The 14,036-nt window shown below is 71.6% G+C and carries 15 protein-coding genes; all 15 read left to right on the top strand.

The window, feature by feature from the left end; translation table 11 throughout:
* Window positions 1-8 precede the first annotated feature (8 nt).
* Window positions 9-1,229 carry a type II secretion system F family protein gene (locus tag ACYVI6_RS02455; protein ID WP_460444846.1) on the top strand — a complete coding sequence of 407 codons (1,221 nt, stop codon included), beginning with the start codon at window positions 9-11 and terminating at the stop codon, window positions 1,227-1,229.
* A 223-nt stretch (window positions 1,230-1,452) separates the two neighbouring features.
* Window positions 1,453-1,887, top strand: a complete 435-nt coding sequence (locus ACYVI6_RS02450) for a type II secretion system protein (RefSeq protein WP_284287176.1) — start codon at window positions 1,453-1,455, stop codon at window positions 1,885-1,887.
* 112 nt (window positions 1,888-1,999) lie between these two features.
* Window positions 2,000-2,434, top strand: coding sequence for a type II secretion system protein (locus ACYVI6_RS02445; RefSeq protein WP_284287175.1), 435 nt, complete (start codon window positions 2,000-2,002; stop codon window positions 2,432-2,434).
* 55 nt (window positions 2,435-2,489) lie between these two features.
* Window positions 2,490-2,912 carry a type IV pilin protein gene (locus ACYVI6_RS02440; RefSeq protein WP_460444845.1) on the top strand — a complete coding sequence of 141 codons (423 nt, stop codon included), beginning with the start codon at window positions 2,490-2,492 and terminating at the stop codon, window positions 2,910-2,912.
* Window positions 2,913-3,060: 148 nt separating this feature from the next.
* On the top strand, window positions 3,061-4,365 hold the full coding sequence (locus tag ACYVI6_RS02435) for a carboxypeptidase-like regulatory domain-containing protein (protein ID WP_460444844.1): 1,305 nt from the start codon (window positions 3,061-3,063) through the stop codon (window positions 4,363-4,365).
* The gene (locus ACYVI6_RS02430; RefSeq protein ID WP_460444843.1) at window positions 4,365-5,132 is read left to right on the top strand and encodes a PulJ/GspJ family protein; all 768 of its coding nucleotides are present in this window, start codon (window positions 4,365-4,367) and stop codon (window positions 5,130-5,132) included. Before ACYVI6_RS02435 ends, ACYVI6_RS02430 begins: the two co-directional genes overlap by 1 nt.
* Window positions 5,133-5,193: 61 nt before the next feature.
* Window positions 5,194-6,975: a hypothetical protein gene (locus tag ACYVI6_RS02425; RefSeq protein ID WP_460444842.1), complete on the top strand. Its 1,782-nt coding sequence runs from the start codon at window positions 5,194-5,196 to the stop codon at window positions 6,973-6,975.
* 40 nt (window positions 6,976-7,015) lie between these two features.
* Window positions 7,016-7,816, top strand: a complete 801-nt coding sequence (locus ACYVI6_RS02420; RefSeq protein WP_460444841.1) for a prepilin peptidase — start codon at window positions 7,016-7,018, stop codon at window positions 7,814-7,816.
* 124 nt (window positions 7,817-7,940) lie between these two features.
* A complete protein-coding gene (pilM, locus tag ACYVI6_RS02415; RefSeq protein WP_460444840.1) occupies window positions 7,941-8,999 on the top strand; it encodes a type IV pilus assembly protein PilM in 1,059 nt (352 codons plus the stop codon).
* On the top strand, window positions 8,996-9,706 hold the full coding sequence (locus ACYVI6_RS02410) for a PilN domain-containing protein (protein WP_460444839.1): 711 nt from the start codon (window positions 8,996-8,998) through the stop codon (window positions 9,704-9,706). Before pilM ends, ACYVI6_RS02410 begins: the two co-directional genes overlap by 4 nt.
* A 4-nt stretch (window positions 9,707-9,710) precedes the next feature.
* A complete protein-coding gene (gene pilO, locus ACYVI6_RS02405) occupies window positions 9,711-10,367 on the top strand; it encodes a type 4a pilus biogenesis protein PilO (protein ID WP_460444838.1) in 657 nt (218 codons plus the stop codon).
* Window positions 10,368-10,380: 13 nt separating this feature from the next.
* Window positions 10,381-11,130: a flagellar basal body-associated FliL family protein gene (locus ACYVI6_RS02400; protein ID WP_460444837.1), complete on the top strand. Its 750-nt coding sequence runs from the start codon at window positions 10,381-10,383 to the stop codon at window positions 11,128-11,130.
* 85 nt (window positions 11,131-11,215) lie between these two features.
* Window positions 11,216-12,409 carry a chorismate synthase gene (aroC, locus tag ACYVI6_RS02395; protein WP_460444836.1) on the top strand — a complete coding sequence of 398 codons (1,194 nt, stop codon included), beginning with the start codon at window positions 11,216-11,218 and terminating at the stop codon, window positions 12,407-12,409.
* Window positions 12,409-12,915 carry a shikimate kinase gene (locus ACYVI6_RS02390; protein ID WP_460444835.1) on the top strand — a complete coding sequence of 169 codons (507 nt, stop codon included), beginning with the start codon at window positions 12,409-12,411 and terminating at the stop codon, window positions 12,913-12,915. The genes aroC and ACYVI6_RS02390 overlap by 1 nt, the downstream gene beginning before the upstream one ends.
* Window positions 12,912-13,991 carry a 3-dehydroquinate synthase gene (gene aroB / locus ACYVI6_RS02385; RefSeq protein WP_460444834.1) on the top strand — a complete coding sequence of 360 codons (1,080 nt, stop codon included), beginning with the start codon at window positions 12,912-12,914 and terminating at the stop codon, window positions 13,989-13,991. The genes ACYVI6_RS02390 and aroB overlap by 4 nt, the downstream gene beginning before the upstream one ends.
* Window positions 13,992-14,036 lie beyond the last annotated feature (45 nt).

The following is a 14,036-nucleotide window of genomic DNA, read 5'->3' as shown; positions in this document are numbered from 1 at the left end:
AACGCGCCATGTCGACACTCACGTTCGAGTACGCCGTCCGCGACCGGGCCGGCAAGCTCGTCAAGGGCACGCTCGAGGCCGAGAACCAGGGCCAGGTCGTGCAGAAGCTCAAGACCATGGGCTACGCCCCGGTCAGCATCACCAAGACGAACTCCGGCATGAACAAGGAGATCACCCTCCCCACCCTGGGGAACCCGGTGAAGCTCAAGGACCTGGCGGTCATGGCCCGCCAGTTCGCGACGATGATCAACTCCGGTCTGTCGCTGCTGCGCGCGCTGACGATCCTCGCCGACCAGACGGAGAACAAGCCGCTGCGCGAGGCCCTGGCCTCGATCCGGGCGGACGTCGAGGGCGGCACCTCGCTGTCGTCGGCCATGGCCAAGCTCCCGAAGATCTTCCCGCCGCTCATGATCAACATGTGCCGGGCCGGCGAGGTCGGCGGCTTCCTCGACACCGTGCTGCTGCAGATCGCCGCCAACTACGAGGCCGAGGTCAAGCTGCGCGGCAAGATCAAGTCGGCCATGACCTACCCGACCGTGGTGTTCTGCATCGCGATCGTGGCCGTCATCGGCATGCTGCTGTTCATCGTGCCGATCTTCGCCAAGATGTTCACCGACCTCGGCGGCGAGCTGCCGGCACCCACCAAGGTGCTGGTGCTGCTGAGCTCGGTGGCGAAGGTCGGTGCGCCGGTCGGCATCGTGGCCCTGATCGTCTTCAGCATCCTGTGGCAGCGCATCAAGCACAAGGACGGCGTGCGCATGTTCGTCGACCCGCTGAAGCTCAAGATGCCGGTCTTCGGCACGCTGTTCAGCAAGGTCGCCCTGAGCCGCTACACCCGCAACCTCGGCACGATGCTGCGCTCCGGCGTGCCGATCCTGCAGGCCCTCGACATCGTCGGCGAGACCAGCGGCAACATGGTGCTGGTCAAGGCCTCTCGCGACGTCCAGGAGAGCGTGCGCCGCGGCGACTCGCTGAGCCAGCCGCTCACCGAGCACTCGGTGTTCCCGCCGATGGTGGTGCAGATGCTCGCCGTCGGTGAGGACACCGGCGCCATGGACACCATGCTGCACAAGATCTCGGACTTCTACGACCAGGAGGTCGAGGCGACGACCGAGGCCCTCACCAGCCTCATCGAACCGCTCATGATCGCGGTGCTCGGCGGCATCATCGGGTCGATGATCATCGCCCTCTACATGCCCATCTTCAAGGTGTTCGACCTCATCAAGTAGCGCTCCGCAGCACCTGCCGGCACCCACGAGGGGTGACGGGCCACCCGGCCCGTCACCCCTCGTGCGCGTTGCGGCCGGCGCTGCGCCGAACGGGGAAAAGTTCCCGGATCCGGGGCTCAAGTCCTGGCCCCAGCCACCGAAACACTATCTGTCAGCGAGCCACCGACCCGACACCGGATGCGGGAACACAAGGTCGGCTCAAGAACTTGAAGGAGAGCAGCAGATGCTCGCTCGCATCCGCAAGGCCCAGGAGGAGAACGAGGGCGGCTTCACCCTCATCGAGCTCCTGGTCGTCATGATCATCATCGGCATCCTGGCCGCGATCGCCATCCCGGTCTTCCTGTCGCAGCGCGCCAAGGCGCAGGACACCGCGACGAAGGCCGACGTCTCCACGCTCGGCAAGGAGATCGCCACCTACTTCGTCGACGGCACCGCCACCCCGACCATCGCCCTGACCGCCGGCCGCTACGTGGTCAACGGCACGGACGCCGGCAAGGTGTCGAACGGCGTCGTCGCCAAGCAGATCAGCCCCACCGGCATGACCTCCGCCGCCTGGTGCGTCGGCCTCACCAACCCGAACGGCGCCACCAAGGACTACAAGTACTCGGCGCAGAACGGCCTCGAGTCGGGCAACTGCACCAGCCCGACCGCTCCGTGACGCACTGAGCGACAGCTCACCCCGAGGGCGGGCACCGCACACGCGGTGCCCGCCCTTCGTCCGTCCCGCCCCGCACCACCCGCCCCGCAACAGTTCCCGTCAGGAGAAGCCCGTGCTGGCCCGCATCCGCAAGGCCCAGGAGGAGCGTGAGGGTGGCTTCACCCTCATCGAGCTCCTGGTCGTCATGATCATCATCGGCATCCTCGCGGCCATCGCGATCCCGGTCTTCCTGTCGCAGCGCGCCAAGGCGCAGGACACCGCGACGAAGGCCGACGTCTCCACGCTCGGCAAGGAGATCGCCACCTACTTCGTCGACGGCACCGGCGTCCCCACCATCGCCATCACCGCCGGCCGCTACGTCGTGAACGGCACGGACGCCGGCAAGGTCTCCAAGGGCGTCGTGTCCGCGCAGATCGTCAGCACCGGCATGACGCAGAAGGCCTGGTGCGTCGGCCTGACGAACCCGAACGGCTCGCAGAAGGACTACGAGTACTCGGCGCAGAACGGCCTCGAGGCCGGCACCTGCACCAGCCCGACCGCTCCCTGACCGACGCACCACCCGACCTGCTCCGCACCGACCCGTCACCGACCGGAGGACCGCCGTGATCACCAGCATTCGCCGTCGCCAGGGCGACGAGGGCTTCACGCTCATCGAGCTCCTCGTCGTCATGATCATCATCGGCATCCTCGCCGCGGTGGCCATCCCGGTGTTCCTGTCGCAGCGCGCCAAGGCGCAGGACACGGCGACGAAGGCCGACGTGTCGAAGCTGGGCAAGGAGCTGGCCACCTACTGGATCGACGGTGCCGCGGCGCCGACGGTGACGGTGGCCGCCGGGCGGTACCTGGTCGGCACGAACGACGTCGGCAAGGCCAGCAACAGCGTGACGGTGAAGACCACGAACGTGGTGGACTCGGCGCACTGGTGCCTGGCGCTGCAGAACACCGCCGGCTCGACGCAGGTCTGGAAGTACTCGGCTCGCAGCGGGCTCGGCAGCGGTGACTGCGCGGCAGCCGACGTCGCCTGACGACGCGCCACCAGCGGGGCCCCGTCCGGTCGGACGGGGCCCCGCTGCGCTTCCCGGGTGAGGGCGGTTCAAGCCGAGGGGGCACCGAGCCGATGACCGGTCGGAGCGCAGGTGCACCAGCACCCGCGCGCAGTCCCTGGAGGAAGACGTGCTGCTGCCACCTGACGTCCGCGAGGACGACGGCTTCAGCCTCATGGAGGCGGTCGTCGCGCTGCTGGTGCTCGCCGTGACCGCCGTGAGCGTCGCCGGCCTGCTGACGAACACGCTGGACGCCGCGCGCGGCAACACGCAGCGCACCGCGGCGTCGGAGGTGGCCGGCAACGTGATGGAGGCCGTGCGCAACCAGTCGGCCGACGACATCCCGGACGGCCGCACCGTGATCGGCAACCAGTTCGTCGACGGCACGCAGTACAACGTCGTGCAGGACGCGGCCTACGTGCCCGCGGCCGGCGGCGCCACCTGCGCCGGCGGCGGCGCCCCCGCCTACAAGCGGGTCGCGGTGACCATCTCGTGGCTGCAGGACGGCCGCACCCGCACCATGCGCAGCGACACCCTGCGGGCCCTCACCTACGGCAACGACGCCCTGACCGGCGGCGCCGTCGCGGTGAAGGTGCTCGGCTCCGACGGCAAGGGCCAGCCCGGCCTGCCGGTGACCCTCGCGCCGAGCCCCACCGGTCCCGTGGTCGGCACCAGCACGACGGACGACGACGGCTGCGTGGTCTTCGCCGGCCGCACCGCCGGCAACTACCGGGCGACCGTGACCACCGGCGGGTACGTCGACGTGGACGGCAACAGCATCGCCTCCAGCGGCGAGTTCGGCATCGTCGGCGGCCAGACGACGTCGACGACGATCACCTACGAGAAGGCGGCCGCGCTGGCCGTGTCGCTGAGCGGCGCGCAGGACGCGACCGCGACCGTGCCGGCCCTGCTGCCCATGACGATGTACAACACCGACCGCTGGTCGGGCACGCAGTACCGCGTCTACCGCGACTGCACGATCGTCGGCGGCGCGCTCTGCTTCACCGGCAACGCCGGGCCGACCCCGCCGCCGAACACGGTGCGCAGCACCGCCGGCCTGTTCCCGGCCAACTACAAGTTCTGGCCCGGCAGCTGCACCGACGCGCAGCCGACCTCGTCGGTGAACGTGCTCGTGGGGGGCGCCGACGTCACCAACGCCGCGCTGCCGCTGGCGACGGTCAAGGTCACCAAGCAGAGCGCCGGCTCGGTCTACGCGGCGCACGCCGTCGAGCTGGCCGCCCTGGGAGGGCGCTGCACCTCGGGCGAGGTCATCGCACTGGGCACCATGACGGCCAACCAGACCAAGGTCTTCGCCCTCCCGGACGGGAAGTGGACCCTGCAGACGGCGACCACGGTGCCGGTCAACCCGTCGGGGTCGCAGACCAAGGACCTCAAGGCGACCGACAGCTCGATCCCGACCGTGACGGTGCCGTGATGACCCGACCCGGCACCCACCGCGCCCTCCGCCCCAGTTCGGCCGACGACCGCGGCACGTCGCTCACGGAGCTGCTGGTGAGCATGCTCATCACCAGCATGATCATGGCGCTCACCGGCACGGTCGTGGTGACCACGCTGAGGCAGCAGCAGACCGCGGTGGCCAAGACGAACGCCAGCGCGAGCCTGCGCATCACCATGGAGGCGCTGACCCGCGACCTGCGGGTGGCCTCGCCGCCCGACGCGGTGACGAACGCGATCACCTCCGCCGGCCCGCGCGAGATCATCTTCTTCAGCGCCCGAGGCGCCTACAACGAGACCACCAAGGTCATGCCCGCGCCGACGAAGGTGCGCTACTGGATCGACCCGACGGGCGGTTGCCTGCGCCGGACGATGGTGGCGGCCGGCGGCACGCCCGCCGCCCCGACGTACCCGAGCGACACCTCGGTGCGCGCGATGGCCGGCACCTGCCTCTCGCCCGGCCGCTACAACCCGACCACCTCGACGCTGTTCAGCTACTGCGGCGTGACGTCGGGGACCGACCCGTGCCTCAAGGCCGACGGCGTCACCTCGACGGTCGTCGTGCCGAGCACGGCCGAGGCCGGGGCGCTCGGCTCGGTGCTCAGCGCCACCCAGGAGAACCAGGTGGCCGACGTGCGCATCGCCATGCAGGTGCAGGACGCCGCGAACACGCGGGTCGGCGCGGCGACGACGACGCGCGACGTGGTGCTGATCAACCGCGCGACGGCGCTGCAGGGCCAGGGCTGACGCGATGACGGGTTCGACGGGTTCGACCAGATCGAGCGGTTCGACGGAGACGAGGACGACGATGCGACGTGGTGTGCTGATCGAGCTGCGCCGGCGCGTGGCAGGCACCGGGCGCGACGACGAGGGCATCGCCCTGCTCAGCGTCATGGGCAGCATGCTGATGCTCACGCTGTTCCTGCTCGCCACCCTGAGCTTCACGCTGCAGAACCTGAAGCCGAGCCGCAACGGCCAGGACGGCGTCACCGCGCTGGCCGCCGCGCAGGCCGGCATCGACGACTACGTCTCCCGCCTGAACACGACGCCGGGCTACTGGCGCCTGGGCAACGTCGACGCGACGAACCAGGCGCTGCCCAACGGCCGGCTCGGGAACTACGCGGGTATCAAGGTGCCGGGCGCCGACACCCAGACCACGACGTACAAGTACCAGGTGCTGAGCAACGGCAGCGACGTCGCCAGCCAGGGCGTGGTGCGCCTGCGGTCCACCGGCACCAAGGGGTCGCAGTCGCGCACGCTCACTGCGTCGCTCGCCCCCAACGGGTTCCTCAACTACATCTACCACACCAACTTCGAGACGCTCGACCCGTTGCTGTTCACCGGCAACGGTGACGCGCGTCGCAGCACCTGCGCCCAGTACTGGTACAAGGGCCGGCCCGATTCGGGCAACGGCGCCTGCACCGACATCGGCTTCGGCGGTGGCGACGTCATCAACGGCCCGATCCACACCAACGACTCGATCCTGATGAACGGCGTGGCGACCTTCGCCAACGCGCAGACCGAGACCAGCTGGAACGCGGCGCGCTCGATCACCGGCCGCACGCCGCCGAGCGCCACCACGCTGTACCGCAACAGCCCGGCGCCCAGCGGCAACAAGCCGTACTACGCGCCGGTGCTGCAGATCCCGGCCGACAACACCTCGCTGAAGGACATCGCCGACCCGACGAACCCGGCGTACAGCCAGCAGGGCTGCGTCTACACCGGTGCCACCCGCATCACGTTCACCGGCAGCACCATGACCGTGTACAGCCCGAACACCAAGGGCTCGACCGTGCCGCTGCGCTGCTACAACGTGAACGCCGCCGACAAGACCGCCCCGCAGACCGGCCTGGCCATCCCGCCGGTCATCTACGTCGACACGCTCTCGGGGAGCTGCGGCAACGCGGGTGGTTCGCAGCTGAACGGCTTCAAGTCGCCGTACGCCGGCACGGAGTACGTCGGCACCGGCGTCGACAACTTCTCGCTCGCGTCGGCGGACTTCATCGGGCCGACGTACAAGTGCGACTCCGGCAACGCCTTCGTGAGCGGCGAGCTGAACGGCGCCACCACACTGGCCGCGGCCCAGGACATCGTGGTCGTCGGCGACATCACCTACAGCGACACCACCAGCTCGAGCGACGACGTGCTCGGCCTCATCCCCGGTCACTTCGTCTGGGTGTGGCACCCGGTCGCGGCCTGCACCACCAACGGGCAGAGCGGCTGCTCGGCGCAGACGACCATGCAGTCGCAGCTGCCGGTGCAGCAGTACGGCTACCGCAACCTGCTGCCGACGCCGATCAGCAACATCAGCGCGGCGATCCTGGCCGTGGACGACAGCTTCATCACCCAGAACTACCGGCTCGGCCCGGTGCTGTCGACGAACGCCGCGACGAAGCTCAACGTCTTCGGCGCCATCGCCCAGCAGTTCCGTGGCACGGTGGCCACCACCAGCAACGGCATCGCGGTGACCGGGTACATCAAGAACTACGTCTACGACGCGCGGTTCCAGCACGGCATGCAGCCGCCGTACTTCCTGCAGCCGTCCGGTGCGGTATGGAGCGCGACGTCGGTCTCCGACGACCTGAGGTGACCGGCGCTGCCGCCGGCCAGCGCTCGATAGGGTCGGCGGCATGACCGTGCTGCTCGCCGTGCTGTGCGGCGTCCTGGGCCTGGCCATCGGCTCGTTCCTCAACGTGGTGGTCTGGCGGGTGCCGCGCGGCGAGTCCGTCGCGCACCCGCCGAGCGCCTGCCCGCGCTGCGGCCACCCGATCCGCCCGCGCGACAACGTGCCGGTGCTCGGGTGGCTGCTGCTGCGGGGGAGGTGCCGCGACTGCGGCGAGCCGATCAGCGCCCGCTACCCGGTCGTCGAGGCGCTCACCGGCCTGCTCTTCGCCGCCGTGGCGGTGCGCTTCGGTCTGGCGTGGGAGCTGCCGGCGTTCCTCTTCCTCATGGCCATCTCGGTGGCGCTCACGCTCATCGACATCGACGTGCAGCGGCTGCCGTTCGCCATCGTCAACCCGTCGTACGTGGTGACGGTCGTGCTGCTCGGCGGTGCTGCGCTGCTGGGCGACCACCACCGGGCCGGCGTGCGCGCACTGGTTGGCGCGGTGCTGATGGGTCTGGCCTACTACCTCCCCGAGCTGCTGTACCGGCTGGTGCGCGGGCGCAGCGGCATGGGCGGCGGCGACATCCGCTTGGCGCCCCTGCTCGGTGCCTACCTCGGCTACCTCGGCTTCGACGTCCTCGTGGTCGGCTGGTTCCTCGGGTTCCTCTTCGGTGCCCTGCAGGGCGTCCCCACGATGCTGGTGCGGCGCAGCGGGTGGGCGACGCGCATCCCGTTCGGGCCGTTCATGTTCCTGGGCGCCTGGGTCTCGGTGTGGGCCGGCCACGCGATCGGCGACCTCTACCTGCGGCTGACCCTCGGCGGCTGACCCGCGCAGGGCAACTTGCGATCTTCGCTCAAGCAACGACGCCTGGGCACCGATCAATGCCACTGAAGGGACCTCGGAGTGAGGTCCTCCCCGCGACGAGGGTCGCACCGGAAGGGGTTTCACGGTGGCTGGACGGACCACGATCGGGCTCGACGTCGGCACATCCGGCGTCCGCGCCGCCGAACTGTCGTTCGGCAAGCGTGGGGTGACCCTCGAGAAGTTCGGGCAGGTCGCCCTGCCGGAGGGCGTCGTGCGCGACGGCGAGGTCGCCGACCCCGCGCAGCTCACGCACGCCGTGAAGCAGCTGTGGGCGGCCACCGGCTTCTCGCACAAGAAGGTCGCCCTCGGCATCGCCAACCAGCGCGTCGTCGTGCGCCAGGTCGAGCTGCCCTGGCTGCCGGCCAAGGAGCTGCGCGAGGCGCTGCCCTACCAGGTGCAGGACTTCCTGCCGATGCCGGTCGACCAGGCGGTGCTCGACTTCCACCCCGTCGAGGACCTCACCAGCCCCGGCCAGCCCCGCATGGTCCGCGGCATGCTCGTCGCCGCCGTCCGCAGCGTGGTGCTGACCAACGTGAACGCGGTGCAGCGCGCCGGCCTCTCCGTCACCGGCGTCGACCTCACGTCGTTCGCGGTGCTGCGCTCGATGGCCGAGCAGGGCGCCGCCGACTCCGACGTCGTCGCGCTCGTCGACATCGGCGCCAAGGTCACCAACATCGTCGTCCACCGCGCCGGCGTGCCGCTGCTGGTGCGCATCCTGCTGCTCGGCGGCCAGGACGTCACCGACGCCGTGGCCGACGCGGTCGGGCTGCCCTCGGCGCAGGCCGAGGCGCTCAAGCAGATGCCGCAGGCCACCGGCCGCCCGCACGACGAGCTCGTCACCGCCGGCCGCGCCATCGACGACAGCGCCGCGGTGTTCGTCGACGAGGTGCGCAGCTCGCTCGACTACTTCAGCTCGACGAACGGCGGCGCCGGCAGCGTGCAGCGGCTCGTCGTCACCGGCGGCGGCTCGCGCCTGAGCGGCCTGGTCGAGCGCCTCGAGGCGGCCACCCGCCTGCCCGTCTCCGTCGGGAACGCCCTGCAGTCGGTCGAGCTCGGCCGCACCGGGCTGTCCGACGAGCAGCTGTCCTTCGTCCAGCCACTGGTCGCTGTGCCGGTGGGTCTCGCACTTGGAGCCGACCGATGAGCCAGGCCGACCAGCTGGCCGTCGCCAGCATCCAGCTGACCACCTTCCGACCGGCGCAGGTCAACCTGCTGCCGCCGGAGGTCGTGTCGGCTCGCACCCTGAAGAAGGTGCAGGCCGGCCTCGGCGGCGGCCTCGTGCTCCTCGTCGTCGCCCTCGGTGGCGGGTTCGTCCTGGCCAACCAGGACCGCGCGCACGCCGCCGACGACCTCGCCGTCGAGCAGACGCACACCCAGCAGCTGCTGAACGACCAGCAGAAGTACGCCGACGTGCCGCGGACCATCGCGGCGATCGAGTCGGCCGAGATCAGCCGCGAGACCGCGATGTCGCAGGACGTCGAGTGGTACCGCCAGCTGACGAACTTCGCGCTCTCGGTGCCGTCGGACGTCTGGTTCCGCAACGTCTCGTTCGCGCTGACCAGCGCGACGGCGGCGCCGGCGGCGACCGCGGCGACCACCGGCGTCCCCACCACGACGACGGCCGGCTCGGCAGCACCCATCGCGACGATCTCCGTCGAGGGCAGCGCCCTCGAGCACGTCGACGTCGCCGCCTGGCTCGACACGCTGGCCCGCCAGCCGGGTGTCGTCGACCCGACCTTCAGCCAGAGCACCCAGCGCCTGGTCGGCAAGAAGACGGTCGTCGACTTCACCTCGAGCGCGACCGTGACCTCCGAGGACCTCTCGCACCGCTACGACCGGAAGCAGGGCTGACGGCATGACCTCGACCAGGACGTGGAGCCTCGGCGCCGCGGTGCTCGCGCTGCTGCTGGTGGTGGCAGCGTGGTTCCTGCTGATCTCCCCGCAGCGCTCGCAGGCCGCCGAGCTGCGCTCCCAGACCGCGCAGCAGCGCGATCACAACCAGTCGATCGAGCTCAAGACGGCGCAGCTCAAGGCGCAGTACGCGTCGCTGAGCGACCGCGAGAAGGACCTCGCGGTCATCCGCCGCCAGCTCCCCGACAGCGCCGCCCTGCCCTCGCTCATCCGCGACCTCTCGGTGCAGGCCGGAGTCGCCGGTGTCGACCTGGTCAGCGTGACGCCGGCCGCCCCCACCCCGTACACCCCGGGTGCGGCAGCGGGCGCTGCGACCACCACCGCAGCCGCCCCGGCCACCGGCCTGCAGGCCATCCAGACCGGCGTCGTGGCCAGCGGCACCTACGCCGAGCTGAACCTGTACCTGATGAAGCTGCAGAAGTCGATCGCCCGGGCGTACCTGCTCGACACGGTCTCGCTGGCCCCGCTCGACGGCGCCGCCTCGACCAGCGACCAGCTGCAGATGACGCTGAGCGGGAAGATCTTCGTCCTCGCCTCGGACGCCGTGTCCACCACCACCACGAGCACCGGCGCGTCGGCGCCGGCCGGCTCCGCCAGCTGATCGGGGTCCAGGCATGTCCATCATGAGCAACCACTCGCCCGAGCCCGAGCCGGCCGTCGAGGCCGCGCCCGAGGGGTCGAGCCGCAAGACCCTCTTCATGGTCGGCGGCGGGGCCGTCGCCCTCGGTGTCGTCGCCGCCATGGCCTTCGTGCTGGTCGGCGGCGGCGACGGAGACGCCACCGCGTCCGGGCCGCTGGTGCTGCCGCAGCCCGGCAGCACCGCTGCACCCACCGCCGGTGCCACCGACGACGTCGACGACCCGATCCCCACGGCCACCCGGCAGAAGGCCCGCGACCCGTTCAAGGCGCTCGTCGTCGAGGCCGCCGGCACCGGTGCCGCGAAGGCGGGCGGCGGCAGCACCGGCGGATCGACGTCGACCGCGACGTCGACCGCGACGTCGACGGCCACCTCGGTGGTCGTGGCCACCGGGTCCGCGAGCCCCTCGGTGAACGTCCCGGTGGTGCAGCCGAAGCCGGACACGAAGCCGAAGCCCGACACGAAGCCGAAGCCGGGCACCAAGCCCAAGCCGTCGGCCGCCAAGCCGAAGCTGATCCTGCAGTCGGTGGACGAGGACAACCAGGGCGCGACCGTCACCATCGACGACAAGAACCACCGCCGCTCGGAGTACACCGTGAAGCCGAACGAGGACTTCGCGACCTACTTCAAGCTGCTCCGGCTCAGCGACGGGCAGTGCGGCGTCCTGCAGTACGGCGACGAGGTCGTCGGCGACCTGTGCGAGGGCGACTCCTTCACGGTCGACTGACCCGCACGCCCCCGCCACCGGCCCGCACCGTCTCACGGTGCGGGCCGGTGGCGTGCCCGGGCAGGGCCGCTGCGAGACTGCGGGCATGCTGCGTTGGCTGACCGCCGGTGAGTCCCACGGACCGGCCCTCGTCGCCGTGGTCGACGGCGTGCCGGCGGGCGTCGCCGTCACGACGTCCGACCTGGCCGGGGCCCTGGCCCGGCGTCGGCTGGGCTACGGCCGCGGCGCGCGGATGTCGTTCGAGCAGGACCAGGTCGAGCTGACCGGCGGGGTGCGGCACGGTCGCACGCAGGGTGGGCCGGTGGCGATCCGCGTCGGCAACACCGAGTGGCCGAAGTGGCAGCAGGTGATGTCGGCCGACCCGGTCGACCCCGAGGTGCTGGCCGGTCTGGCGCGCAACGCGCCGCTCACCCGGCCGCGTCCGGGGCACGCCGACCTCGCCGGCATGCAGAAGTACGGCTTCGACGAGGCGCGTCCGGTGCTCGAGCGGGCCAGCGCCCGCGAGACGGCCGCTCGCGTCGCGCTCGGCGCGGTCGCCGCGGCGCTGCTGCAGCAGGCGTACGGCATCCGGCTGGTCTCGCACACCGTGGCGATCGGCGGTGCCGGGGTGGCCGACGACGCGCCGCTGCCCGGCCCCGACGACGTCGCCGCGCTCGACTCCGACCCGGTGCGCGCGTTCGAGGCCGCCGGCTCGGCGGCGATGGTGGCCGAGGTCGACGCCGCGCACGACGACGGCGACACGCTCGGCGGCGTCGTCGAGGTGCTCGCCTACGGCGTGCCGCCGGGTCTCGGCAGCCACGTGCACTGGGACCGCCGGCTCGACTCGCGGCTGGCTGCGGCCCTCATGGGCATCCAGGCCATCAAGGGCGTCGAGGTCGGTGACGGGTTCCGCACGGCGGCCCGGCGCGGGTCGCAGGCGCACGACGAGATCGAGCGCGTCGACGGGGTCATCACCCGGCGCAGCGGGCGCGCGGGCGGCACCGAGGGCGGCATGACCACCGGGCAGCCGCTGCGCGTGCGGGCCGCCATGAAGCCGATCAGCACCGTCCCGCGGGCGCTGGACACCGTCGACGTCGCCACGGGGGAGGCCACGCAGGCCCACCACCAGCGGTCCGACGTCTGCGCGGTGCCGGCCGCCGGCGTCGTCGTCGAGGCGATGGTGGCGCTCGTCGTCGCCGAGGCGTGCCTGGAGAAGTTCGGCGGCGACTCGCTCGCCGAGACCGCCCGCAACCACGACGCCTACCTGGCGAACGTGCCCGACGCCCTGCGGACCTGGTGATGGCGCCCCGCGTGGTGCTGGTCGGGCCGCCCGGCGCCGGCAAGTCGACCGTCGGCCGGCTGGTCGCCGCCCTGCTCGACGAGCCGTTCACCGACACCGACGACGTCGTGGTCGAGCGGGCCGGACGCAGCATCGCCGACGTCTTCGTCGAGGACGGCGAGCCGGTGTTCCGCGACCTCGAGCGGGCCGCCGTGGTCGACGCCCTCGACGGCGAGGGCGTGGTGTCGCTCGGCGGTGGCGCGCCGCTCGACCCGCGCACCGAGATCGACCTGCGTCCGCTGGTCGTCGTGTTCCTCGACGTCGCGGTCGCCGACGCGTCGAAGCGCATCGGGCTGGGTCAGCACCGACCGCTGCTCGCGCTGAACCCGCGGGCGACCTGGAACAAGCTCATGCAGGACCGCCGTCCGGTCTACGAGCGGGTGGCGTCGTTCGTCGTCGACACCGCGGGCCGCGAGCCGGACGACGTCGCCGCCGAGGTCGTGCAGCGGCTGCGGGCCGAGCGGTGAGCGTGCCGACGCGCATCACCGTCGAGGGCGACGCGCCCTACGACGTCGTGGTGGGGGAGCACCTGCTCACCGAGCTGCCCGGCCTGCTCGGCGCCGGCGTGCAGCGGGTGCTGGTGGTGCACCCCGCGGCGCTGCGGACGACGGGCGAGGCGGTGCGCGACGACCTGGCAGCGCAGGGGTTCGAGGCGTTCGCGGCCGAGGTGCCCGACGCCGAGGAGGCCAAGCACGCCTCGGTGGCGGCGTTCCTCTGGGGCGTGCTGGGGCAGGCCGGGTTCACCCGCAGCGACGCGGTGGTCGGCGTCGGCGGGGGAGCGGTCACCGACCTGGCGGGCTTCGTCGCCGCGACCTGGCTGCGCGGCGTCCGGGTGGTGCAGGTGCCGACCACGCTGGCCGGCATGGTCGACGCAGCCGTCGGCGGCAAGACCGGCATCAACACCGCGGAGGGCAAGAACCTGGTCGGTGCGTTCCACCCGCCGGCCGGGGTGCTGTGCGACCTCACGACGTTGGAGACGTTGCCGCGCAACGACTTCGTGGCCGGACTGGCCGAGGTGGTCAAGTGCGGCTTCGTCGCCGACCCGGCGATCCTCGACCTCGTCGAGGCCGACCCGCAGGGCGTCACCGCCTGGGACGCGCCGAGCACCCGCGAGCTGGTCGAGCGCAGCGTGCGCGTCAAGGCCGACGTCGTCGGGCGCGACCTGCGCGAGTCCGGGCCGCGCGAGGTGCTCAACTACGGGCACACGTTCGGGCACGCCGTCGAGCACGTCGAGCGGTACGAGTGGCGGCACGGTGCGGCAGTGAGCCTCGGCATGGTCTACGTGGCCGAGCTCGCCCGTCTCGCCGGCCGCCTCGACGACGCCACCGCCGAGCGGCACCGCACGGTGCTCACCTCGCTCGGCCTGCCCACCACCTACCGGCAGGACCGCTGGGACCAGCTGCTCAGCGCGATGCGCCGCGACAAGAAGACCCGCGGCGACCTGCTGCGCTTCGTGGTGCTGACCGGCGTCGGCCGCTGGCAGCGCCTGGAGGGACCCGACCCCGCGCTGCTGCAGGCCGCGTACGCCGAGCTCGCGCCCTAGAGCCGTTCTCCCGCAACGCGACGAGGGCCGGACCGTGACCGGTCC

Source organism: Angustibacter aerolatus, from assembly GCF_054776675.1.
Note: the sequence above shows the minus strand (reverse complement) of the source record. Positions and strands in the feature narration are given on the sequence as shown.

Bases quoted from the DNA above. Each gene is read 5' to 3' on its own strand.
- ACYVI6_RS02455 (WP_460444846.1), top strand. From the start codon at position 9: ATGTCGACACTCACGTTCGAGTACGCCGTCCGCGACCGGGCCGGCAAG.
- ACYVI6_RS02450 (WP_284287176.1), top strand. From the start codon at position 1,453: ATGCTCGCTCGCATCCGCAAGGCCCAGGAGGAGAACGAGGGCGGCTTC.
- ACYVI6_RS02430 (WP_460444843.1), top strand. From the start codon at position 4,365: ATGACCCGACCCGGCACCCACCGCGCCCTCCGCCCCAGTTCGGCCGAC.
- ACYVI6_RS02425 (WP_460444842.1), top strand. From the start codon at position 5,194: ATGCGACGTGGTGTGCTGATCGAGCTGCGCCGGCGCGTGGCAGGCACC.
- ACYVI6_RS02420 (WP_460444841.1), top strand. From the start codon at position 7,016: ATGACCGTGCTGCTCGCCGTGCTGTGCGGCGTCCTGGGCCTGGCCATC.
- ACYVI6_RS02410 (WP_460444839.1), top strand. From the start codon at position 8,996: ATGAGCCAGGCCGACCAGCTGGCCGTCGCCAGCATCCAGCTGACCACC.
- pilO (WP_460444838.1), top strand. From the start codon at position 9,711: ATGACCTCGACCAGGACGTGGAGCCTCGGCGCCGCGGTGCTCGCGCTG.
- ACYVI6_RS02400 (WP_460444837.1), top strand. From the start codon at position 10,381: ATGTCCATCATGAGCAACCACTCGCCCGAGCCCGAGCCGGCCGTCGAG.
- aroC (WP_460444836.1), top strand. From the start codon at position 11,216: ATGCTGCGTTGGCTGACCGCCGGTGAGTCCCACGGACCGGCCCTCGTC.
- ACYVI6_RS02390 (WP_460444835.1), top strand. From the start codon at position 12,409: ATGGCGCCCCGCGTGGTGCTGGTCGGGCCGCCCGGCGCCGGCAAGTCG.